This is a genomic window from Streptomyces sp. NBC_00076 (assembly GCF_045041235.1).
In the GTDB taxonomy this organism is placed as follows: Bacteria; Actinomycetota; Actinomycetes; order Streptomycetales; family Streptomycetaceae; genus Streptomyces.
In genome coordinates, this window is the sequence record NZ_CP108242.1 from 8,265,599 (window position 1) to 8,288,817 (window position 23,219).

Consider the following 23,219-nt stretch of genomic DNA (forward strand, 5'->3'; position numbering starts at 1 on the left):
TGCCTCAGCCCTTGACGTTGATGCCGCGGGACCTCAGGTCCTTGACCGTCCACTCCTGCATGTGTGCCAGGAGGTCGGTGACCTTCTCCTCCTTGTTGACGACCTTCGCCCAGCCGCTCTGCATCTCGGTGAACATCGCGGTCCAGTCGGGGCCGTAGACCCAGTCGGTGGTCACCGTGCCCAGGCTGTCGGTGACGACCTTCTTGGCCGGCGCGTAGTTCTTGCCGAGCAGCTTCTCGGAGATCGCGTCACTCACGTACGTGTCGCTGTCCTTCAGCGCCGGCATCACGCCGTTGCCGGTCTCCGGGCTCGCCATCGTCTTGACCGCGCCGGTGTCGGTGGACATCCACAGCGCGGCCTCGGCGGCCTGCTCCTGGTGCGCGCAGCCCTTGGTCACCAGGGTCACGCTGCCGGTGAGGTTGGTGCCGGCCGGGGTCTTGGCCGCCTCGCCGGTGAACGCCGGCCAGGGCGCGAGAGCCCACTTGCCGAAGGACTTGGTGAAGTTCTGCACCATGCCGGCCATCTGCCAGGTCGATATCTGCCGGGTCGCCGTGCCGCCGTTGTCGTAGTTGCGCTGCACGGCCGCGTAGTCCGCGAAGGACAGTTTGGAGTTGAGGTCGTTGTCGATGATGTCCTGGATCACCTTCGCGGCCTTCAGGGTGCCCTCGTCCTGGAAGTTCACCTTCCAGGAGTTGCCGTCGATCGCGTACCAGTGCGCCCCGGCCTGCATCGCGAGCACCTCCAGGGTGCTCGGGTCCTCACCCGCGAAGTTGGTGATCTTCACGCCGTGCTTCTTCAGCTCCTTGCCCGCGGCGACGAACTCGTCCCAGGTCGTCGGGGCCTTGATGCCGTACTTCTGGAAGACGTCGGTGCGGTAGATCGTGAAGTTCGGCGCGGAGCTGGTCGGCACGCCGTACGTCTTGCCCTGCACCTGCGTGCTCGTCCAGGAACCGGGGTTGAACCTGTCCTTGCTGGAGTCGACGTACTGGGTGATGTCGGCGAGCGCGCCCTGCGAGACCCAGCTCGTGACGTACTCGGCCGTGTTCTGCACCAGACAGGGGGCGTTGCCGGCCTTCACCGCGTTGGTCAGCTGCTTCTGCATGGTCAGCTGGTCGGTGACCTTCGTGTACGTCAGCCGGACGTCCTTGTGGGAGGCGTTGAACGCCTTGACGACGGCCTCCTGACCGTTGGCCCAGCCCCAGAAGGGGAGGGTGACCGGGCCGGAGGAGTCGGAGCCCCCCGAGTCCGATCCTCCGCCGCACGCGGAGAGCAGACCTGTCAGCGCGAGTCCCGCTACGGCGGTGCGGGCGAACCTTCTCCGGCGGCTGGTGAAGTTCATCTGACCGTGTTCCTTCGGAAAGTAGGGCTCAGGGAGGGGGAGAGGGGTGACGGCTCGGGGTCGGCCGGGAACGGCGGCCGGAAATCCATCGGCTCGCGGTTGCGGGGGTTCGGCCAAGCGGAAGCTGTAGTAAGCGGTTGCTGGGACGGTAGGCCGAGGGGCCTGCCCATAGCAAGAGGTGCGCGGCAACTTTGTTACGCCGGTCTGTCCGCCGGGTTAGCGGCGCACGCCAGTCGGCAGTGATCGTGCCGGGGAAAAACTTCCCAGTTCAGAGGGGACGCACCAGAGTCGGCGATGTCGCGACGGACGGCGCCGGGAGTCTCTGCGGTCGCCGTCAAAAACCTCGGGAAAACGGTTACGAAACGTTCTGCATGGCTGCGGCCGTGTCACGCACGCGGGGCGGGCGGCCGCACGGAGTTCCGTACGACGACATGGGTGCCCAGCACCAGGTGGTCCCCGTCGATGCCCTTGCGGCGCCCCCCGCGGCCCTCGCGCCGGTCGGCGACGGCACGCAGGGCGACCCGGCCCATCTCCTCGTACGGCACGTGCACGGTGGTGAGTTGAGGGGTCAGCTGGGAGGCCAGGGGAATGTCGTCGTAGCCCACGATCGAGACATCCTCGGGCACCCGGAGTCCGGCCGCGCGCAGCGCCTGTGTCGCGCCCGCGGCGACCACGTCGGTGCCGGCCAGCACCGCGGTGAAGTCCAGGCCCTCGCGCAGGCTCTCCTCGACCGCCTGGTATCCGTGGTCGTCGTCGTAGGGGCCGTGCCGCACCATGCCCGGCTCGAAGGGCACGCCGTATGCCTCGAAGGCACGCCTGGCGCCCTTCAAACGGCCCTGGGCGGTGGTGAGTTCGGCATGGCCCGGCAGGACCAGGATCCTGCGGTGGCCGGCCGACAGGAGGTGGCTGGCCATCGCGTAGGCGCCGCCCTCGTTGTCGTAGTCGACCGTCGTCGCCGGCACGTCGCCCTCCAGGGGCGGCCGGCCGACCAGCACCAGGTGTGAGTCGGCCGCGTCCAGGGAGCGCGCGAAGCGGGCCATGCGCAGCTGGTACTCGTCGTAGTCGTAGGCACCGCCGAGCAGGACCACCGCGGCCACGCCCTGCTGGCGCATCAGATTCACCAGCGCCAGTTCCCGTTCGGGGTCGTCGCCGGTGGTGCCCACCAGGGAGAGCCAGCCGCGCAGGGTGGCGGCGCTCTCGACTCCCTTGGCGACATGGGCGAAAGCGGCGCCGGTGATGTTGTTGATGAGGATGGCGACCGTCGGCGTACCGCCGCCGGCGAGGGAGCGGGCGTGCGCGTTGGTGACGTAGTCCAGGTCGCCGACCACCTTCATCACCCGGCGGCGCAGGTCCTCCGAGACGGGGTAGTTGCCGGACAGGACGCGCGACACGCTCGCGACCGAGACACCCGCCTGTTCCGCGACATCGCGGATGGTGGCCCGTCCGGCGTCGCCCGACGCCTTGCGCTGACTCACCGTTGCGGCTCCTTCACCGTTGCGACCGACTCGCCCGAGGGCCGGGAGGACCAGCAGGACGGGGCGCACCTCATGGACCCTGCCTCAGTCCGTGGAACGTCTGCTGTGCCACGCCGGTGGTGAAACCGTATCCCATTGTTTCCGGTTGTTTCCTCCGGGTGCCCGGGCTGGTTCGCACCGCTCTCACGCGACCCGTGCCAGGTCCGAGAGGCGTACCTCGTGGGCCGGTGGCAGGCCCCCGACCAGGCGTTCCAGTTCCTCGACGACGATGCGGCCGAGGCGCTCCAGTTCGTTGCCGAGGGAGCCGGCGATGTGCGGGGTGAGGAAGACGTTGGGCAGTCGGTAGAGCGGGGAACCCGCGGGCAGCGGCTCGGGTTCGGTGACGTCGAGGATGGCGTGCAGCCGGCCGGAGACCAGCTCGCCGGTGAGGGCGTCGGGGTCGATGAGGGCGCCCCGGGAGGTGTTCACGAGGACGCCGCCGTCCCGGATGAGGGCAAGCCGCCCGGCGTCGAGCATGCGGTAGGTCTCGGGGATGTCCGGGGCGTGCAGGGTCACGATGTCGCTGTGTCTGAGCAGGTCCTCCAGCGGCAGGAGTTCGGCGCCCAGGGCGGCGGCCTCGGCGGGGCTGACGTAGGGGTCGTGCAGCAGGACCGAGAAGTCGAACGGCTCCAGCAGCTCCAGGAGTCGGCGGCCCACCCGGGAGGCGCCGATGACGCCGATCCGACGGCCGACGTTGCCCGTGGCCGCCGTCTCGGCGGGCGACGGGTAGGTGTGGTCGGCGCGGAAGCGCTCGCGGTGGGTGAAGGTGTCCTTCCCGGCGAGCAGGATCATCGCGAGGGTGTACTCCGCGACCGGCAGGGCGTTGCCGGTGACCGCGCTGGAGACCGTGATGCCGCGTGCCCACAGGGCCTCGCCGACCAGGGAGCGGACCGAGCCGGCGGCGTGCAGGACGGTGCGCAGCCGGGGTGCCGTGGCGAGGACGCCGGTGTCGAGGCGGGGGCAGCCCCAGCCGGTGATCAGCACCTCCGCCCGCGCCAGGGCGTCCGCCGCGGCGGGATCGGCGAAGTCCCGTACGACGAGTGCGGGATCGAGTTCGGCCGCCCGGGTCAACCGGGTCATGAGCGGCGGCGGGAACAGCAGGGGGAGGTGCACGGGATCCATCGCGAACACGGCCCTGGGGGGCTGAGGGCTGGGCATGTCTCTCCTGACACACTGGGTGGAAACATTTTCAGAAAGCGTCTTCTACCGTAGATCTGGCGGAGACGGGCGGTCAATCGGCAGGATGGGCGGGGGAGTCGGTCCGGCGCGGTCCGGCGGGGTGCCGTGCGGGCCCGGATGTCGTGAAATCGCTTACCGGGGCGCCCGGATGGCGCCCGGTGGCGCCCTCGGAGCGCTGATCTGCCCTGACCGGCGCGGACCGGCCCGGATCGGCAATCATCTCGACAAGCTCTCGACAACCGGTTCCCACGATGGTGCGCCGGAAACGCTGTCACGTCCCCCGTTGCCTTCGCAGATCAGAGCGCGTGTCGCCGGTCCCGTTCGACCAGGCGGCTCGTGACCCCGAGGTTACACAGTCTTTTCGAAAGTTCGTCAAGGCTCTTGACGCGGTTTCCGGACAGGAAGAAGCTCTGCCCCACTGCCTGACAACCGGTTGTCCAGGACGCTGGGGAACCGGCTCGATCTCGGGTCGGAATATCGAACAAGGAAGTGGGAGGTGGTGCGTTCATGCGCCCTCGTGTCGGTGCTTCGATGGGCCGCCGCCGATTCCTCGCCCTGTCGGCGGGAGGCGCGGCGGTCGGCGCCTCAGCGCTGAGCGGCTGTGCCCTGCGGGTGGCGGGCGCCGCGACCGGCGGCGGGGAGAGCATCACGATGATGGCCAAGCTCGACGACATCGCCCCGGAGCTGATCCAGCAGGCTCAGAAGGAACTCGGCATCAGGATCACCGTGGTGCAGGACGACATCACCCGGCTGATCGCGATGCTCACCAGCGGCAACCCGCCGGACCTGGTGCGCGGCGTCGGCGCCCTGGACGCGCCGTTCTACGCGGCCCGGGGCGTCGCCGAGGACCTGGACCCGTACTTCGCCAAGTCCACCGTTCTCAGGGTCGAGGACCTCGATCCGGTCAACGACCTGTGGCGGTACGACGGCGCCGCCCAGGGCAAGGGACCCCGCTACGGCATGGCCAAGGACTTCTCCCAGGACTCCATGTACTGGTACAACACCGCCCAGTTCGACCGGGCGGGCGTGGACTACCCCGCCGAGACCGAGCCGATCACCTACGAGGAATGGCTGGAGAAGGCCAAGAAACTGGTCGAGCGGAAGAACGGCCAGACCACCGTCTATGGCGGCAGCTACAACGGCGTGAACATCGTCATCCTCCTGACGAACCTGGTCGCCGCAGCCGGCGGAAACATCTTCTCCGAGGACTTCACCCGGGTCGACTTCACCACCCCCGAGGCCCGCAGGGCCCTGACCTGGTACGTGGACTACGCCAAGGCCAGAGTCGGGCCGAGCCTCATCCAGCCCAACCCGGACGCCTGGGACGGGCCCACCTATGTCGCGAACCGGATGGCCATGTCGGGCAGCGGCTACTGGCTGGGCGGCATGATCAACGCCGAGCCGAAGATCGCGGAGGTGTCCCGCCTCGCCCCCGCCCCCGTCTTCGAAGGGGGCCCGCGGCTCAGCTCCTGCCAGGCGGGCACGGGCATGTGGATGCCGAAGAAGGCGCGGAACAAGGACGCCGCCTGGCGGGTCTTCGAGTGGTTCTTCGGCGAGGGCCCGGCCAAGGCGCGCGCGGCGGGCGGCTGGGGGATCCCGACGCTGAAGTCGCTGCGCCCGCTGATGCCGCAGAAGGAGGAGTACCAAAAACGCGTCTTCAGGGTGCAGGAGGCCGAGTTGAAGCACTTCTCGGTGACACCGTTCACTCCCTACGCCAAGTGGGACGCGCTCGAAGCCCTCCTCAACCAGGTCATGCCGGCCGCGATGAACGGCCGCATCTCCGTCGACACCCTCGCGGGACGACTCAACTCGTCGGTCAACGAACAGCTGAAGCGCGGTAAGGAGCAGGTGGGATGACAGTCAGTCAGATCCCGGAAGCCGTGCGGCGGCCCCGGTCCGGCACCCCCACCAGTGCCCTCCGCTCCAAAGGCGTCCCCCGGACCTCCATCACCGCCCGCCGGCACCGGGCGTTCTACCTGTTCACCTCGCCCTGGATCATCGGTTTCCTGCTGCTGACCGTCGGACCGATGGCGTACGCGCTGTGGCTGAGCTTCACCACCTTCGACGGGATCTCCCCGCACTGGAGCTTCGTCGGCTTCGACAACTACCGTGAACTGCTGTCCGACCCGGTGACCTGGGACTCGCTGAGCCGGGCCGGCGTGTTCGCCCTCACCTCGGTGCCGCTGTCGATCGTCGCGGGGCTCGGGCTCGCGGTCCTGGTCAACCGCCCGATCAGGGCCCGCGGACTGTGGCGCACCCTGCTCTATCTGCCGGCCGTGGTACCGCCGGTCGGCGCGGGCCTCGTCTTCAAGACGCTCTTCAACCGTGACTCCGGTGCCGCCAACGGCGTCCTCAACCTCGCCGGCATCGACGCCGTCGCCTGGCTGGACGATCCGTACGCCCGCTACGTGATCCTGATGGCGGTGCTGTGGGGCGCCGGAAACGTCATGATCATCTCTCTGGCCGGGCTCCAGGACGTGCCCCGCGAGCTGCACGAGGCGGCCCGGATCGACGGCGCGAGCGCCTGGCGGACCTTCCGCAGCATCACCGTGCCGCTGCTGTCGCCGGTGCTGCTGTTCCAGGCCGTGACCGGGATGATCGCCTCGGTGCAGACGATCATGCCGCTGTTGATCGCGCCCAACCCCACCCCCGCAGGCGTCACCGCGATCCCGCAGACCAACTACATGTACATGATGCACGTGTTCGCGGAGTACTTCGCGCTCGGCCGCTACGGCTACGCCTCCGCGCTCCTGTGGGTGCTCTTCGTCCTGATCCTCATCGCGACCGGACTGATCTTCAAGCTCACCTCCGGTGTGGTGTTCTACAACGTCGACCCGGAGGCGAAGAAGTGACCGCCACCACCGTGACCCCCGAGAACCTCGACCCCGCGGTCCGGGTCCGGGTGCGCGCGTCCCGCCTCGTCCTCTACACCGTCCTCGTCATGGTCACCGGCCTGATGATCGGCCCCTTCGGCTGGCTGATCATCACGGGTCTGAAGACGACGCCCGAACTCGCCGCCTCCCCGGTGCACTGGCTGCCCGACAGGATCCAGTGGCACAACTTCGCCGAAGCCTTCACCAGCATCGACTTCCTGGGATACGCCCGCAACTCCCTCATCATCGCCCTGATCTACGCCACCCTCGTCACCCTCAGCTCCGCCTGGGTCGGCTTCGGCTTCGCCCGTCTGGACGCCCCCGGCAAGAAGGTGCTGTTCGGCGTCCTGCTCGGCTCGATGATGCTGCCGCAGATGATCACCCTCTTCCCGACGTACCTCATCTTCGCCAAGGTCGGCATGGTCGACACCTACTGGCCATGGGTGCTGTGGGGGTTGTCGGCGGCCCCCTATCTGGTCTTCCTGTTCCGGCAGTTCTTCGCCGGGATGCCGCGGGAGCTGGAGGAGGCCGCGATCGTCGACGGCTGCGGCTACACCGGGATCTTCTGGCGGATCTTCCTGCCGCAGTCCTGGCCGGTGCTGGCCGCGAGTTTCGTGATCGCCTTCACCTGGACCTGGGGCGACTTCATCGCCCCCATGCTGCTGCTGTCCAGCGACCGTACGACGCTCTCGGTCGCCATCATGACCTCCTACGTGACGGACGGCGGGCTGCCCGTCAACAACCTGGCGGCCGCCGGGTCCGTGATGTACGTGGTCCCGATCCTGCTGATCTTCCTGATCGCCCAGCGCGGTTTCGTCGCCGGGATGTCCACGACCGGACTCAAGTAGTCACCCCTGCCTGCCTGTTGCCCTACCTGTTGCAAGGAGTCACGTATGTACAAGCCCCTCTCCCGCCGTACCGCCCTCCAGGCGGCGGGCGCCACCGTGCTCGCCGCCGGCCTCACCGACCTGACGGCCTCCGCGGCCCGGGCCGACGACGCGGGCGCCCTCTCCGCGCCGAAGCTGGTGACGTACCCCCGGCCGGCGGACATGCCCACGAACACCAGCTTCAAGGTGAGGGTCCGCACCGTCCCCGACGGCGAGTGGCAGACCCTGGACCTCTGGCGGCCCCAGCTGGAGGAGATCAACCCCACGACCGGGTCAGGCAAGGTCCTCAACTCCTCGATGGTGTACTTCGACTTCCAGGGCTCCGTCGAGATCGAGGTGACCTACGTCAAGGGCGGCACCACCAAGGCCCGGGTCCGGCCGGACGCCCTGGGCATCAAGCCCGAACTCCTCGGCGACACACTGCGCTTCACCCTCGACGAGCCGCGTGACGTGGTCGTCCAGATCAACGACGAGATCTTCGACTGTCTGCACGTCATCACCAACCACATCGAGCCGAACCCGCCGTCCGCCGACGACCCGGACGTCCTCTACTTCGGCCCCGGCACGCACACCGTCCCCGGAAACGTCCTCACCGTCCCCAGCGGCAAGACCGTGTACCTGGCGGGCGGCGCGGTCCTGAAGGCGCAGGTGTTCTTCAAGAACGTGGAGAAGGCCGCCCTCACCGGACACGGCATGCTCACCGCCGGCCCCGCGGGTGTGCTGTGCGAGGGCAGCAAGAACATCCGCGTCGAGGACGTCATCATCATGAACCCGAACGGATACGCGGGCACCTTCGGCATGAGCGAGAACGTCCACGTCAAGAAGGCGCGGTCGTTCAGCTCCAAGGGCAACGGCGACGGCTTCGACGTCTTCTCCTCGACCGGGATCGTCTTCGACGGCTGCTTCATGCGCAACTCCGACGACTGCTTCGCCATCTACTGCCACCGCTGGGACTACTACGGCGACACCCGCGACATCACCATCCAGAACTGCACCCTGTGGGCCGACGTCGCCCACCCGATCAACGTCGGCACCCACGGCAACACCGACGCCCCCGAGATGATCGAGAACCTGGTCATCAAGAACGTCGACGTCCTCGACCACCGTGAGCCGCAGATGGGTTACCAGGGCTGCATCGCCCTCAACCCCGGCGACTCCAACCTGATCAAGAACGTGCGGATCGAGGACGTACGGATCGAGGACTTCCGCTGGGGCCAGGTCATCCACATGCGGATCATGTACAACACGAAGTACAACACCTCGGTCGGCCGCGGCATCGAGGACGTCTACGTCAAGAACCTCAGCTACACGGGCACCCACGCCAACCCGTCGCTCTTCCTCGGCTACGACGCCGACCACGCCATCAAGGACGTCACCTTCGAGAACCTGGTGGTCAACGGCGTGACCATCGCGGACTCGATGAAGAAGCCGACCTGGTACTACACCACCGACGCCATCCAGTGGTTCTACAACGAGCACGTGACGAACCTGAAGTTCCTCACCACCGCCGAGGCCGAGGCGGCTGCCGCGTCATGATCACCCCAGCTCCGAGCCGCCGGGGCTTCCTCGGCGGCACGGCGGCCCTGCTGCTGGCGGCGGGCGCGAGCGGACTGCTCGCCCCCGGCACCGCCCGGGCCGCCGAACAGCCCACCGGCTCCCGCACCTTCACCCACCCCGGCCTGCTGCACGGTGCCGCCGACCTGGCACGGATGAAGGCGGCGGTCGCCGCGAAGGAATCCCCGGTGTACGACGGCTACCTGGCACTCGCGGCCCACGCGCGCTCCCAGCCGACGTACGCGATCCAGAACACCGGCCAGATCACCTCCTGGGGCCGTGGTCCCAGCAACTTCCAGAACCAGGCGGTCGCCGACTCGGCCGCCGCCTACCAGAACGCCCTGATGTGGTGCGCCACCGGCAACCGCGCCCACGCCGACAAGGCCCGCGACATCCTCAACGCCTGGTCCGCCTCGCTGACCAAGGTCACCGGCGCGGACGGCCCGCTCGGCGCCGGACTCCAGGCGTTCAAGTTCGTCAACGCGGCCGAACTGCTGCGGCACAGCGACTACGACGGTTGGACGGACGAGGACATCGCCCGCTGCGAGGCGTCCTTCCTGGACGTCTGGTATCCGGCGGTGTCCGGCTACATGCTGTACGCCAACGGCAACTGGGACCTGACGGCCCTTCAGGCCATCCTCGCCATCGGCGTGTTCTGCGAGGAACGCACCCTCTTCGAGGACGCCCTGCGATTCGCCGCCGCCGGAGCCGGCAACGGCAGCGTCGCCCACCGCATCGTCACCGACGCGGGCCAGGGACAGGAGAGCGGCCGCGACCAGGGCCACGAACAGCTCGCGGTCGGCCTGACCGCCGACATCGCCCAGGTCGCCTGGAACCAGGGCGTCGACCTGTGGGGGTACGACAGCGAGCGGATCCTCGCGAACGTCGAGTACGCCGCCCGCTACAACCTCGGCGGCGACGTCCCCTTCGTCCCGGACCTCGACCGCACCGGCAAGTACATCAAGACGGCCGTCTCGGCCACTGGCCGCGGCAGCATGCCCCCGATCTACGAGATGGCCTACGCCCACTACGCCGGCGTACGCGGCCTCGACACCCCGTACACGAAGGCGGCCGTCTTCCGCGGCACCGGCGGGGCCCGCCTCGTCGAGGGCAGCAACGACGACCTGCCCAGCTGGGGCACCTTCGCCTACGCCGGCACGAAGGCCCCCACGCCGACCGTGCCCACGGCGCCCACCGGCGGCACGGCGGCCGGCGGCGGCACGTCCGTCACCGTGGCCTGGCTGCCGTCCGCGGGGGCGAGCACGTACACCGTCAGCCGGGCCACCCGCCCCGAGGGACCGTACGAACAGCTCGCGGCCGGCCTCGACAAGCCCACGTACACGGACCGCCGGGTGAGCGCCGGCCGGACCTACCACTACGCGCTGAGCGCCGTGAACTCCCTGGGAAGCAGCGGCGATTCAAGCCCGGCCCCCGCCACCGCCGGACTCCCGGAGCCCTGGTCCACTCGGGATCTCGGGGAGGTACGGATCCCCGGATCCGCGGTCTTCGACGGTGAGCGGTTCGTGCTGGAGGCGTCCGGCACCGCCGACACCTACCGCATCGCCCAGCTGCCGCTGCGGGGCGACGGCACGGTCACGGCGCGGATCGTGTGGCCGCTCAGCTCGCAGTACTCCAAGGTCGGCGTCACCGTCCGCGCCTCCCTCGACGCCGACGCGGCGCACGCCGCCATGCTCGTGCAGGGGCTGCCGCTGCACACCTGGAGCGGTGTGTGGTCGGTACGGCCCGCCGCGGGAGCGCAGGTCTCCGGCACCGGCAGCACCCCCGTGCCGCCCACCCAGCAGCAGACCATCACCACCTCCGCCGCCTTCCCGATCTCCAGCCTGGGCGCCCTGCCCGAGTCGGCGACCCCCATCGAGGCGCCGTACGTGGAGGGTGCGGGCGACGGCTACCGGCTGCGCGCGCCCTACTGGGTACGGGTGACCCGCAAGGGCCGGCGCTGCACCGGCGCCATCTCCCCGGACGGCATCCGCTGGACCGAAGTCGGCACCACCGAGGTCGCGTTGGGGCACACCGCGTACGCCGGTCTGATCCTCACCTCCTGTCTCGGCGTCGACCAGGAGTACGCGGACACCGGCACCGGCGCCTTCGACAACGTCAGCGTGACCTCGACGTCCGGCGAGGTCTGGTCCGTGTCGAAACCCGCCCGCACGACCGGCGACCTGAAGGCGACCGGCGGGGCCGACGCCGTCGAGCTGGCCTGGACCGACCCGGACCTCTCCGCCCGCTACCAGGTGCTGCGCGCCACCGACGCCGACGGCCCGTACCTGACCCTCGCGACCGGCGTCGGCCCGGTCGGGTCCGGCACCCGCATCCGGTACGCGGACGCCACCGGCACCCCCGGGACGACGTACCACTACGCCGTCGCGAAGACCAACACCGCCGGACGCGGCCCGCTGTCGGAACCCGCGACGGCCGTCATGCCCTCGCCGTCGAAGCCCCAACTCACTTCCGCCACCGCTGCGTTCGCCAACCAGGGCGTCGCGTTCCGGTATCTGCTGCGCGCCTCCCGCCAGCCGATCCGGTTCACTGCGAGCGGCCTGCCCGACGGCCTGCGCGTCGACGGACGCACCGGCCTGATCTCCGGAACCCCGACCAGGAGAGGCGAGTTCACCGTCACGACCGGCGCGGGCAACGCGGCCGGCGACACCACCGGCACGCTCACCCTCACGGTCGGCACACCGCCGCCCGCCCCCTGGACGTACGGAGACCTCGGTGACGTCGTCCTCGACGACCGGGACGTCGGGACGCTCGGCGTGGTCGCCATCCGCACCCCGGGCAGCACCGCCCACCAGGACGGAACCTTCGTGGTCCGGGGCGCCGGAACCGACCTCACCGTCAACAGCCAGGGAATGACCGGGCAGTTCCTCCGGCGGCCCGTCACCGGTGACTGCACGGTCACCGCCCGGCTGGTCTCCCGCACCGGGGCCACCGCCGACCGGGTCGGGCTGCTGATGGCCAAGTCCCTGTCACCCTTCGACCAGGCGGCCGGAGTGATCGTCACCGGCGGGACGAGCGCGCAGCTCATGCTGCGGCCCACCGTGGCCGGCGCCTCCGCCTTCTCCGGCACCGCCACCGTGGCACTGCCCCTGCTGCTGCGGCTGAAGCGCACCGGGACCACCTTCGCCGCGACCGTCTCCACCGACGACGGCGCCACCTGGACCCCCCTCGCCTCCGGGCAGATCCCCGGGTTCGGTGACGCCGCCTACCACGTGGGCCTCGTGGTCTGCTCCCGCGACCCCCTGGCCCTCGCCACCACCGAGTTCGACGAGGTGAGCGTCAACCCCGACTGATCCCCCCACGGATTGGAGTCGCACCACATGAGCCGCACATCCCCCCACCGACACGTCCAGGAAACCGAGTTGAGCCGCCGCGGTCTGTTCAGGACCGCCGGCGGTCTCACCGCCGCACTCGCGCTGGGCGGCACGTTCGCCGCCACCGCCGCGGACGCGGCGCCCGCCGCCTACACCCACCCCGGCATGCTGCACAACGCCGGCGACATCAACCGCGCCAAGGTCAGGGTCGCCGCGGGCGACGACCCCTGGCTGTCCGGCTGGAACAAGCTGACCGCCAACTCCCACTCCCAGTCCACCTGGACACCCCGGGCGACGGCGACCATCATCCGCGGAGGCGACGGGCAGAACTACGGCCTCCTCTACAACGACATCGCCGCCGCCTACCAGAACGCCCTGCGCTGGCGGGTCGGCGGCACCGAGGCCAACGCCCAGTGCGCCGCCAGGATCCTCAACGCCTGGGCCACCACCCTCACCACGGTCACCGGCAACGCCGACCGCTTCCTCGCCGCCGGGATCTACGGCTGGCAGTTCGCCAACGCCGCCGAACTCATGCGGGACTACCCCGCGTTCGACCTCGGCGCCTTCCAGGAGATGATGACCAAGGTCTTCTACCCCCTCAACAACCAGTTCCTGACCGGCCACAACGACGCCTGCATCACCAACTACTGGGCGAACTGGGACCTGTGCAACATGGCCTCGGTCCTGGCCATCGGGATCCTCAACGAGGACTCCGCCAAGTACGACCAGGCCGTCACCTACTTCAAGTCCGGTGCGGGCAACGGCTCCATCGCCCACGCCGTGCCCTACCTGTACACCGACGCGGACGGCTACGCGCTCGGCCAGTGGCAGGAGTCCGGCCGCGACCAGGGGCACACCATGATGGGCATGGGCCAGATGGGCGCGATCTGCGAGATGGCCTGGAACCAGGGCGACGACCTCTACTCGTACGACAGCCGCCGCTTCATGAAGGCCGCCCAGTACGTCGCCAAGTACAACCTGAACATGGACGTGCCCTTCACCACCTACACCTGGGGCACCGGACAGAGCTGCGCCCAGTCGTCCCAGACGGTCGTCTCCTCCGCCTCACGCGGCCAGGTCCGCCCGGTGTGGGCGATGCTCCACTACCACTACAACCGGCGAGTGGGCCTGGACGACAAGTACATCTCCCAGATGTGCTTCTCGGTCGCCCCCGAGGGCGGGGGAGGTGACTACGGCACCGACAGCGGCGGCTACGACCAGCTCGGATTCGGCACACTGATGTTCGCGAAGTAGTGATGCTACGGAGGGTACGCGATCGTGCACATCGCGTACCCTCCGTAGTCATGTCCCCGGCCATGTCCCCCGGACAGCCGTAGAACCGCCCTCGCGGGCCGGAATACCTGGCACACCTGTGGTGCTCTGATGTTCACGGTGCACAAGCGCGGCACGGGAGGCTGGTGGGCAGATGCCGGCAGCGGACCAGACGGACCCAGTGGTCAGGACGCCGTACGGAGCCGTGCGCGGCCGATACGAACGCGGCGTCGCGGTGTTCCGGGGCCTCCCGTACGCGGCCCCGCCCTTCGGACCCCGGCGGTTCAGGCCGCCGGTGGAGCCCGAGCCCTGGGACGGCGTGCGCGACGCGGGCTGCTTCGGGCCGACGGCACCGAAACCGCCGTACTCGGACGCCTTCGCGCAGTACCTGTCCGACCCGTTCGTGCCGGGCGACGACTGCCTCAACCTGAACGTGTGGACACCCGAGCCGGCCCCAGGGGCCCGGCTCCCGGTGGTGGTGTGGCTGCACGGCGGCGCCCTGACCCGGGGATCGTCGGCCGTCCCCGTGTACGACGGGCACTCCTTCGCCCGCGACGGCGTCGTCCTCGTGTCGGTCAACTACCGGCTCGGAGTGGAGGGCTACGGCCTCTTCCCGGACGTCCCCGCCAACCCCGGCCTGCGCGACCAGCTCGCCGCGCTGCGGTGGGTGCGCGAATCGATCGCGGCCTTCGGCGGCGACCCCGACCGGGTCACCCTGGCCGGTCAGTCCGCCGGGGCGATCAGCGCCGGCGCCCTGGTGGCGGCCCCGCAGGCCAGGGGTCTGTTCCGGCGGGCCGTCCTGCAGAGCGGGCCACCCGAGGTGAGCGACCGGGACAAGGTACGGCGGATGGTGCGCCGCATGGCGACCCGGCTGAGGATCCCAGCCACCGCCGCCGCCTTCGCCGAGGTGGACCGCGAGCTGTTGCTGCGCACCCAGGCCGAGGTGGGCAGGCGAAGCAGCCCGGTGGTCGGCGGACCCGCCTTCGGGATCGTCGTCGACGGCGACCTCGTGCCGCGCGACCCCTTCGCCGCCCTCGTCGAGGGGGACGTGGCGCAGGACGTCGACCTGATGGTGGGCTGGACCCGCGACGAGTACCGGCTGTGGCTGGTCCCGGGCGGGCTCCTGGAGCGCGTCGACAGGCTCGGCGCGGTCGCGCTGGCCGGCGCCATGGCCCGCTGTCACTGCGGCCCCGAGGTTCCCCGCGGCTACCGCTCCCTGTACCCCGAGGCCCGCCCCGCCGAGATAGTCGGCCAGATGGTCACCGACCACCTGCTGCGCCTCCCGCTGCACCGCCTGGCCGACGCCCGCCCCGACCACACGTACGTCTACGAGTTCGCCTGGCCCTCCCTGCTGCCCGACCTCGGCTCCTGCCACGCCCTTGAGCTGGGTTTCGTCTTCGACACCGGGGAGGCCCCCGAATCGGCCAGGCTCGCCGGCTGGGGTGCTCCGCCAGACCTGGCCGACGCCATGCACGGGGCGTGGGTGCGCTTCGCCACCGACGGGGACCCGGGCTGGCAGCACTGGGACGACTCCCACCCGGTTCATGTCTTCGGCGACGGTGAGCCGCATGTCGCATACGGTCCACGAGATCCGGCGCTGGCGGTGTGGACGGCGGACGCGGCCGCCCGGGAGGCCGCGGCCGAGGCCGTGGCGGAGCCGGATCCGGTCGCTTCCGGCTGGGCGGCGCGCCGTGCGGAGCCGCAGTCGGTCGTGCGGCGTCTGCGCCTCCCCGGTCGGGTCCGCCGGCCGTGACCACGCACAACCAGGCCTGATGGAGCCCACCCCGCACATGGCCCGGCATCGCCCCCTGAGGAGGATGCCGGGCCGCTTGTCGACCGGTGGCGGCCCTCCGCGACCAGTGGAAAGATCGTAAAGATCCCCATTGGGAAGCGTTCTGAGGAGCGGCATGGACGACGAGGGCACCGAGGATGTGACGGAAACCGACTACGACGCCGAAGACAACGACGCCGATGACTACGCCGACGAGGAACTCGTCGGTGCGGACTCCGCGGAGCCGGACGTTCTTCTGGACGTCCCGCTGCTGAAGGTGGACGAGATCGTCCTGGACGTCGAGGACCTGCGCGCGAGGGTGTCCCTCCAGGCGGAGGTGCTCGATCTGCTCCGGCTGAACGTGGGGGCCGACGTGGCGTTGGGCTCCGTCCACCTCGACATCAAGGGTGTGGAGGCGCAGGCCTTGCTGAAGGTGCGTCTGGACAATGTCGCGGAGGTCATCGGAAGGGTCCTGACGACCATCGACCGCAACCCGGACATCCTCAGGGACGTGACCTCGGGCGTCGGGTCCGCCGTACGTGAGGTGGGGACGGGGGCGGGTCGCACGCTCGACGAGGTCGGGCGTGGTGCCGGGGCCGCGGTGGAGGACGTGGGGCGTGGTGCCGGGGGCGCGGTGGAGGACGTGGGGCGTGGTGCCGGGGGCGCGGTGGAGGACGTGGGGCGTGGTGCCGGGGGCGCGGTGGAGGACGTGGGGCGTGGTGCCGGGGGCGCGGTGGAGGATGTCGGGCGTGGTGCCGGGGGCGCGGTGGAGGATGTCGGGCGTGGTGCCGGGGGCGCGGTGGAGGACGTGGGGCGTGGTGCCGGGGGCGCGGTGGAGGACGTGGGGCGTGGTGCCGGGGGCGCGGTGGAGGGTGTCGGACGCGAGGCCGGGGGTGCGGTCGGGCGACTGGGTGACGACGCGGGCAGGGCGGCCGAGGGGCTCGCGGACCGGACCGGGGACACGGTGGAGGGAGCCGCAGCGCAGGCCGGCGAGACGCTGCCGGACACCGGAGAGATCGTGTCCGACGTCTCGGAGACCGCCCATGGTGAAGCATCGCGAGCCGAGAAAGCCGGGGGAGCGACGCGTCGCGCGGCGCGTAAGTCCGCGCGCGAAGCCTCCGCGCGCACGCGGCGGGCCGACGAAGGTGGCGAGACAGCGGCGCGACGGGGTGCGAAGGCGCCTCGTCGCAAGATGACGCGTGTGCGGGAGCAGGAGGCGGCTGACGAGGGCCGGCCTCCGTGAAGGCCTGAACACCGGCACGCGGACATCGAGTTCACCTCCGCCGTCGCGGCCGACATGCTCCGTTTCCGCAGGCGGCCGAGGACGGACGTCCGTTTCAGCGGGAGTCCGGGCACGCGCTCGGCCACGGTGAGCACGAGGACGAACCTGCCCGACCCGGTCGACCTCGGTGTGGAGCACCGGAGTGTGCAGGTGCGTTACGGGCTGTCGAACACACTCGGTACGGAGGACCCACTCGCGGAACCGGCGGGATAGGCGTCACCCGGAGCCGTCCGGCGGGAACCCTCTCAGGAACCGGTTGCCGCCACCGAGTCCCGTACCACCACGTGCGTGCCCAGGAGCAGATGCTCGTCCGGTGTCTCGGCGGTGCGGCCCAGCGCGGTGCGGACGGCGAGGCGGCCCAGTTCCTCGTAGGGGACATGGACCGTCGTCAGCGCCGGGTGCAGGTCCCGGGCGAACGGGATGTCGTCGTAGCCGGCCAGCGAGACGTCGCCCGGCACGGTCAGGCCCGCCTCGTGCAGCGCGGTCAGCGCGCCGGCCGCGACCATGTCGGTGGCGGCCACCACGGCCGTGAAGTCCGGCCCGTCCTTCAGTGCCCGGCGCATCAGTCGGTGTCCCGCGTCGCGGGTGAAGTCGCCGTGCAGGAGCAGCGCCGGGTCGGGTTCCAGGCCGCGGGCGCGGTGGGCGGCCAGATAGCCGCGCTCGCGCCCCTGCGCGGTGGTGTGGTCGGGCTTGCCGCCGAGGAACAGCACACGCCGGTGTCCCTGGGCGAGGACATGCGCGACCAGGGCGAAGGCGCCGCCCTCGTTGTCGTACTCGATGACCGTGACCGGCGCCCCGGAGCCCAGCGGCCCCCGGCCGCACAGCACCAGGCGCGAGCCCGCCGAGGCCAGCGAGTCGGCCATCCGGCGGGTGCGCTCCCGGTACTCGGCGGTGTCGGCCACGCCGCCGACCAGGATCACGGCGGCGGCCCGCTGGGCGCGCATCATCTCGACGAACTCCAGCTCGTGCCGGACGTCCCCCTCTGTGCTGCACACCAGGCACAGGTGCCCGAGCCGGGTCGCCTCGCGTTCCACACCGTGCGCCATGAGCGCGAACGACGGGCCGGTGATGTCCTCCAGCACGAACGCCAGCGTGGGTGTGCCGACGCCCGCCACCGCCTTGGCGCGCGCGTCCGCCACGTAGTCCAGGTCCCGGACCGCCCGCATCACGCGGGTGCGGGTCGCCGAGCTCACCGGGTACACCCCACCGAGCACCCGCGACACGGTGGACGCGGAGACCCCCGCGCGGGCCGCCACGTCCCGGATGGTGCTCCGCCCCGCGTCCTCGCTCTTCCTCGTCATCCTGCCTCGCCCCTCTCCCCGGGCCGTGTGCGCCCACCCCTCGGGAACAGCGGCAACATGGATGGAAACCGGTTCCCGGACGGAGGCTAGCAGCGGGGGCGGCGAAGGGGCAGGGCGTTGGGAACGTCAGGCGAACGCTTGGGCGTTCACGCGGGCCGCAGCGCCTCCGCGATCGACGCGATCGCTCCCGGTCCCACGCGGCAGCAGCCGCCGATCAGCCGGGCGCCCGACTCCCGCCAGCCCCTGACCTCCTCCGGGGTGAAGGTGGAGTCGCCCGTCCAGCCGCGCGCCTCGGCGTCCCAGGTCTCGCCGCTGTTGGGGTAGACCACGACAGGCTTGCCGGTGACCCGGGCGGCGGTCTCGATCGCCCCGTCCACGTCCTGCGGGACAGAGCAGTTCACACCGACGGCGATCACCTCGTCCGCGTCGGCGGCCAGGGCGAACGCCTCCTCCAGCGGCTGTCCGGCGCGGGTGCGGTCGCCGGAGACCGAGTACGACAGCCAGGCCGGCACACCGAGTCCGCGCACCGCCCGCAGCAGCGCCTCGCCCTCCTCGGCGTCCGGAACCGTCTCCAGCGCGAGGACATCGGGGCCGGCGGCGGCCAGCACCTCGACCCGGGGCCGGTGGAAGGCCTCCAGCTCGGCGACGCTCAGCCCGTACCGGCCCCGGTACTCGGAGCCGTCGGCGAGCATCGCGCCGTACGGGCCGACCGAGGCGGCCACCCACAGCGGACGGGTCACGCCCTTCGCCTTCGCCCGCACCGCCGCCTCGCGCGCCGACGCCACGCTCAGACCCATGAGTTCGGCCGCCCGCCCGCGCTCGATCCCGCGCTTGGCGAAGCCCTCGAAGGTGGCCTGGTAGCTGGCGGTGATCGCCACATCCGCGCCCGCCAGGAAGTACCCGAGGTGCGCCTCGGTGATCGCGTCGGGCCGCTCGGCGAGCAGCCGTGCCGACCACAACTCGTCGCTCAGATCGTGCCCGGCGGACTCCAGTTGGTTGGACATGCCGCCGTCGAGGACGACCGTCCCGGAGGCGAGGGCCGCGGAGAGGGAGGAAGAGGCGTCGCTGGTCATGTCACGACGCTAATGGAAGAGGCCGCGGTCCGGCCCTTTGTGTCCAGTAAATGAACAGGTCGCCCAGCATGTGGAATGGCAGGTACGATCACGCCCTCCCCTCTCCCCGCACCGTCCCCGGGAACCGCCATGACCGCGCCCAAGCCCACCGACACCCCCCACACCCCCGATGCCACGGATGCCACCCAGCCGGAACCGGGCGGAAAGGCCGCCGCCCCACGCCGCCGCACCTTCGGACTGGGCGCCGCCACCGCCCTCGTGATGGGCAACATCATCGGCGGCGGCATCTTCGCGCTGCCCGCCACCGTCGCCCCCTACGGCGGAGTCAGCCTGCTGGCCTTCGTGGTCCTGTCCGTCGGCGCGGTGCTGCTCGCGCTGCTGTTCGGCAAGCTGGCCCGGCGCAGCCCGGTCACCGGCGGCCTGTACGTGTACCCACGCGACGCCTTCGGCCCCTTCGCGGGCTTCCTGTCGGCATGGTCGTACTGGACGATGTGCTGGGTCAGCATCGCCGCCCTCGCGGTCGCGGTCGTCGGGTACGTCGACGTCCTGATCCCGCTGCACGGCAACCACACCCTGGAGGCGCTGGTCGCGCTCGCCGCGCTGTGGCTGCCCGCCGCCGCGAACTTCGCCGGCACCCGCTGGGTCGGCACGGTCCAGGTGGTCTCCACGATCCTGAAGTTCGTGCCGCTGCTGCTGGTCGCCACCGTCGGCCTGTTCTTCGTCGACGCCGACAACTTCGGTCCGTTCAACGCCTCCGGCGACAGTGTCCCGGGCGCGCTCGCCGCCTCCGCCGCGCTGCTGCTCTACAGCTTCCTCGGCGTCGAGTCGGCCGCCGTCAGCGCGGGCGAGGTGCGCGACCCCGAGCGCAACGTCGGCCGCGCCAGCGTCCTCGGCACGCTGGGCTCCGCCCTCGTCTACATCCTCGGCATCGTCGCCGTCTTCGGCCTCGTCCCGCACGACAAGCTGATCGACTCCGGCGCCCCCTTCGCCGACGCCGTGAACGCCATCACCGGCGGCAGTTGGGGCGGCACCGCCATCTCCCTGGTCGCCGTCGCCTCGATCACCGGCTGCCTCAACGGCTGGATCCTGATGGCCGCGCAGATGCCGTACGCCGCCGCCCGCGACGGTCTCTTCCCGGCGCCGTTCGCGAAGGTCGGCAAGGGCGGGGTGCCCGGATTCGGTGTGTGGGCCTGCGTGGTCCTCGGCACGCTGCTCATCGCCCTCAACTACACGGCGGGCCCGGACACGACGTTCCGCGTCCTCGTCCTGATCACCACGTTCACGGGTTGCGTGCCGTACCTCCTGTCGGCCGCCGCCCAGCTGTACTGGCTGGCCCGGGGCACTCGCGAACAGGTCCACCCGGCCGGCCTGGCCCGCGACCTGACCGTCGCCGCCCTCTCCTTCGCCTTCTCCTTCTGGCTGATCGCGGGCGCCGGGTACGCGGCCGTGTACCAGGGAGTGCTGTTCCTCTTCGCGGGGATCCCGGTGTACGTATGGATGCGCGGACGCCAGGTGACCGAGGAGGCCCCGGCCTAGGCTCGGGGCGTGTCTGATACGGAGGACGTGGACGTCCGGGCCGCTGGGACAGTGTGGCGTCCGCTTCTCCACCGGCCCACACCTCAATCGTGCGCCGCATGCCGTCCGCCCTCGCGCCGGCCGCCCCTCCTGCGCAGGGTCGTGGGCAGTACGAGGCCGAGGAGCAGACCGAGCGCCAGCACGTACGGCCACCAACCGAGCCCGCCTTGCGCGGTGTTCGCGGTGCGCGGCTCGGCGGCCGGGATCCCGCCGGAGGCGACGGCTACCCGGCCGCTCGGCGTCGCGGTCGCGGCAACGGCGCTGAGCACCACGTCGTTCCCGTCACCTCCCCGGTAGCTGATCCGGTACGTCGTGTCGGCGAGCCTGACCTTCGTCCCCTCGCTCAGTCCACGGAACGCCCCCGCGATCTTCGAGCGTCCCTCGTGGTCGAGCACCGTGATCTCACGCGCGGGATCCGAAGTGCCACGCGCGGGACCAGATGTCTCACGCGCGGGTTCCGAGACCACACGCGCCGCATCCGTCCCCGCCGCCGACAGATCCAGCTCCCCGCCCAGCCGTACCGCGCCCGCCACCGTCAACGGTTCGTCCCGCAGGACCAGTTCGCCCTCGGCCCGCTGTGTGTAGCCGCCCGAGACCGTGATCCCGCCCGCGACGACGCCCTCGTTGGTGACGGCCCCCTGCACGGTGCCCTTGCCCGTCAGCGTGGTCGTCACCCGCAGCCCCGCCGTCCCGGTGTCCAGGCGCGCCCCGGAGGAGGTGAGCCGAATCGCCTCGCTGTGCGCGAGAGTCGCCCCCTTCCGCAGGGCGAGTGTGCCCTTCGTGACCGTCGTCCGCCCGGTGTACGTCACCGCGGTCCCGGTCAGCGTGGTGGTGGCCGCCCCCGACTGGACCAACGCCCCGCTGCCGCCGACGTGGGAGAGGGAGACCGCCGTCCTGGTGTTGTGCACGACGAGCGTCCCGTTGTTGACCACCCGGCGCCGTGCGGTGCCCGTCAGCAGCGACCCGTCACCCTGCGCCGACCCGAGCCGCAGGACCGCCCCTTTCTCCACGGTCGTCGAGCCGTCGTAGTACTGCTCTGCCGCGAAGGTGACGTCGTTCCCGCGGGTCCCCGCGATCGCGATGTCCCCGGCGCCGGGCGCGGACAGTGTGTCGTGGAACCTGCCGCCGCCGATGGGGGCGCCCAGCGTCACCGGCCCGTTGTAGTCGAAGGTGAGCTTCGAGCGGGAGCGTGCCGCCAGCAGGTTGATGTAGACGGTCTCGGCGGTGCCAGGCATGAAGATCCGGTGTGTGGTGCCGTCGCCCCACTGGACGTTCGCGCCCTTGATGTTGGTGCCGCGCTTGTTGACGTTCTTCCGCGCGGGCGTCCAGTTCAGGGCGGGGTCGCTCAGTGACGGGTCGGTGTCGCCGCCCTGGTCGGACCAGCTGTACTGGCCGGTGAGAACGACCTTGCTGCCCGGCCGGGACTGGACGTTGATGTCGCTGCCGTACTCGCGCTGGTAGAAGTCCATGCCCATGGTGACGGTCCGGCCGAGCGGCGTGTCCACGGTCCAGGTGCCCTGGTTGAGGACCTTGCGCACGTTCGGCAGCGATGTCGCGAACTCGGGCCGTCCGGCGTTCACCTGGGTGCCGTTGTCGATCACCCCGGAGAAGGCGTGGGTGCCCGACAGGTCCCAGGTGCCCCAGAGGAACCGCGGCTGGGTGATCAGCCCGGAGCCGGTGATGGTGCCCAGGTTGTAGGCGCTGCGCAGGGACAGCCGCAGGGTGCCGTCGACCCTGATGTTGTCCTGGTTGAGCCGGAACGCGGGGGTGTCGTACGGGAAGTGGCCGATCAGCCCGGTGGTCCCACCGTTGCCGTACTGCAGGGTCGCGCCGCGTTCGACCGTGATCGCCGGCGGGTCCGGGTCGGCCAAGGTGACGTAGGGGTGATTGCCGCCCGGCGTCGCCACCCGCTGCCGCTGCCGGGACTTCGGCAGTGTGAAATCGCTGTCCCGGGTGAGGACGAGGGTCCCGCCGCCGCGCACGGTGAGCGTGCCCTCGCCGCGGAACACACCGTCGTACGTCGTCGTCCCCGACGGCACGGTGACGACCGTGTCGCCGGTGAGTGTCACGTCCCGGTCCGCGAGCACCTCGGCGGTGACGTCGCGGGCGCCGGCCGCTGCCGCCGGGGGAGCGGTGACGATCACGGCCACCGCCGCGAGGGCGCCGACGGCCGCTGCTGTCCTGTGGATATGGCTGCGCACGTACGGGAGACGCATCGGACCCCCGGCCGATAACAGAAAACAGAAGACGCGGTTCCGGGGACCGGG

The 23,219-nt window shown here is 70.7% G+C and carries 15 protein-coding genes; 9 read left to right on the top strand and 6 right to left on the bottom strand.

Going from position 1 to position 23,219, the window contains the following annotated elements; genetic code table 11:
- Window positions 1–4: 4 nt before the first annotated feature.
- The 3 genes from OHA64_RS37135 to OHA64_RS37145 form a co-directional block, all read right to left on the bottom strand.
- A complete protein-coding gene (locus OHA64_RS37135) occupies window positions 5–1,339 on the bottom strand; it encodes an ABC transporter substrate-binding protein (RefSeq protein WP_405620813.1) in 1,335 nt (444 codons plus the stop codon).
- 386 nt (window positions 1,340–1,725) lie between these two features.
- A complete protein-coding gene (locus OHA64_RS37140; protein ID WP_405620815.1) occupies window positions 1,726–2,814 on the bottom strand; it encodes a LacI family DNA-binding transcriptional regulator in 1,089 nt (362 codons plus the stop codon).
- 183 nt (window positions 2,815–2,997) lie between these two features.
- Window positions 2,998–4,011, bottom strand: coding sequence for a hydroxyacid dehydrogenase (locus OHA64_RS37145; RefSeq protein ID WP_405620817.1), 1,014 nt, complete (start codon window positions 4,009–4,011; stop codon window positions 2,998–3,000).
- A gap of 528 nt (window positions 4,012–4,539) precedes the next feature.
- Between OHA64_RS37145 and OHA64_RS37150 the strand changes: the two genes are divergently transcribed.
- The 8 genes from OHA64_RS37150 (at window position 4,540) to OHA64_RS37185 (ending at window position 16,964) form a co-directional block, all read left to right on the top strand.
- Entirely contained in the window at window positions 4,540–5,889 is a 1,350-nt protein-coding gene (locus tag OHA64_RS37150; RefSeq protein WP_405620819.1) for an extracellular solute-binding protein, read from the top strand.
- Complete coding sequence (locus tag OHA64_RS37155) at window positions 5,886–6,884, top strand: carbohydrate ABC transporter permease (RefSeq protein WP_405620821.1); 999 nt, start codon at window positions 5,886–5,888, stop codon at window positions 6,882–6,884. Before OHA64_RS37150 ends, OHA64_RS37155 begins: the two co-directional genes overlap by 4 nt.
- Window positions 6,881–7,753 carry a carbohydrate ABC transporter permease gene (locus OHA64_RS37160; protein ID WP_405620823.1) on the top strand — a complete coding sequence of 291 codons (873 nt, stop codon included), beginning with the start codon at window positions 6,881–6,883 and terminating at the stop codon, window positions 7,751–7,753. Before OHA64_RS37155 ends, OHA64_RS37160 begins: the two co-directional genes overlap by 4 nt.
- Before the next feature lie 45 nt (window positions 7,754–7,798).
- A complete protein-coding gene (locus OHA64_RS37165; RefSeq protein ID WP_405620825.1) occupies window positions 7,799–9,328 on the top strand; it encodes a glycosyl hydrolase family 28 protein in 1,530 nt (509 codons plus the stop codon).
- Window positions 9,325–12,657 (top strand): alginate lyase family protein, encoded by a 3,333-nt coding sequence (locus tag OHA64_RS37170; protein ID WP_405620827.1) that lies wholly within the window; start codon window positions 9,325–9,327, stop codon window positions 12,655–12,657. Before OHA64_RS37165 ends, OHA64_RS37170 begins: the two co-directional genes overlap by 4 nt.
- Window positions 12,658–12,684: 27 nt before the next feature.
- Window positions 12,685–13,932 (top strand): alginate lyase family protein, encoded by a 1,248-nt coding sequence (locus OHA64_RS37175; RefSeq protein ID WP_405620829.1) that lies wholly within the window; start codon window positions 12,685–12,687, stop codon window positions 13,930–13,932.
- 172 nt (window positions 13,933–14,104) lie between these two features.
- Window positions 14,105–15,703 (top strand): carboxylesterase/lipase family protein, encoded by a 1,599-nt coding sequence (locus OHA64_RS37180; protein ID WP_405620831.1) that lies wholly within the window; start codon window positions 14,105–14,107, stop codon window positions 15,701–15,703.
- A 154-nt stretch (window positions 15,704–15,857) separates the two neighbouring features.
- Window positions 15,858–16,964, top strand: a complete 1,107-nt coding sequence (locus OHA64_RS37185) for a hypothetical protein (protein WP_405620833.1) — start codon at window positions 15,858–15,860, stop codon at window positions 16,962–16,964.
- Between the two features lie 284 nt (window positions 16,965–17,248).
- On the opposite strand, the gene OHA64_RS37190 is transcribed toward OHA64_RS37185, so the two are convergent.
- Window positions 17,249–18,304 (bottom strand): LacI family DNA-binding transcriptional regulator, encoded by a 1,056-nt coding sequence (locus tag OHA64_RS37190; protein ID WP_405620835.1) that lies wholly within the window; start codon window positions 18,302–18,304, stop codon window positions 17,249–17,251.
- 146 nt (window positions 18,305–18,450) lie between these two features.
- Window positions 18,451–19,377 (bottom strand): homocysteine S-methyltransferase, encoded by a 927-nt coding sequence (mmuM, locus tag OHA64_RS37195; protein ID WP_405620837.1) that lies wholly within the window; start codon window positions 19,375–19,377, stop codon window positions 18,451–18,453.
- Window positions 19,378–19,506: 129 nt separating this feature from the next.
- Between mmuM and OHA64_RS37200 the strand changes: the two genes are divergently transcribed.
- Window positions 19,507–20,913 carry an APC family permease gene (locus OHA64_RS37200; protein WP_405620839.1) on the top strand — a complete coding sequence of 469 codons (1,407 nt, stop codon included), beginning with the start codon at window positions 19,507–19,509 and terminating at the stop codon, window positions 20,911–20,913.
- Between the two features lie 83 nt (window positions 20,914–20,996).
- On the opposite strand, the gene OHA64_RS37205 is transcribed toward OHA64_RS37200, so the two are convergent.
- Entirely contained in the window at window positions 20,997–23,168 is a 2,172-nt protein-coding gene (locus OHA64_RS37205; protein ID WP_405620841.1) for an autotransporter, read from the bottom strand.
- Window positions 23,169–23,219 lie beyond the last annotated feature (51 nt).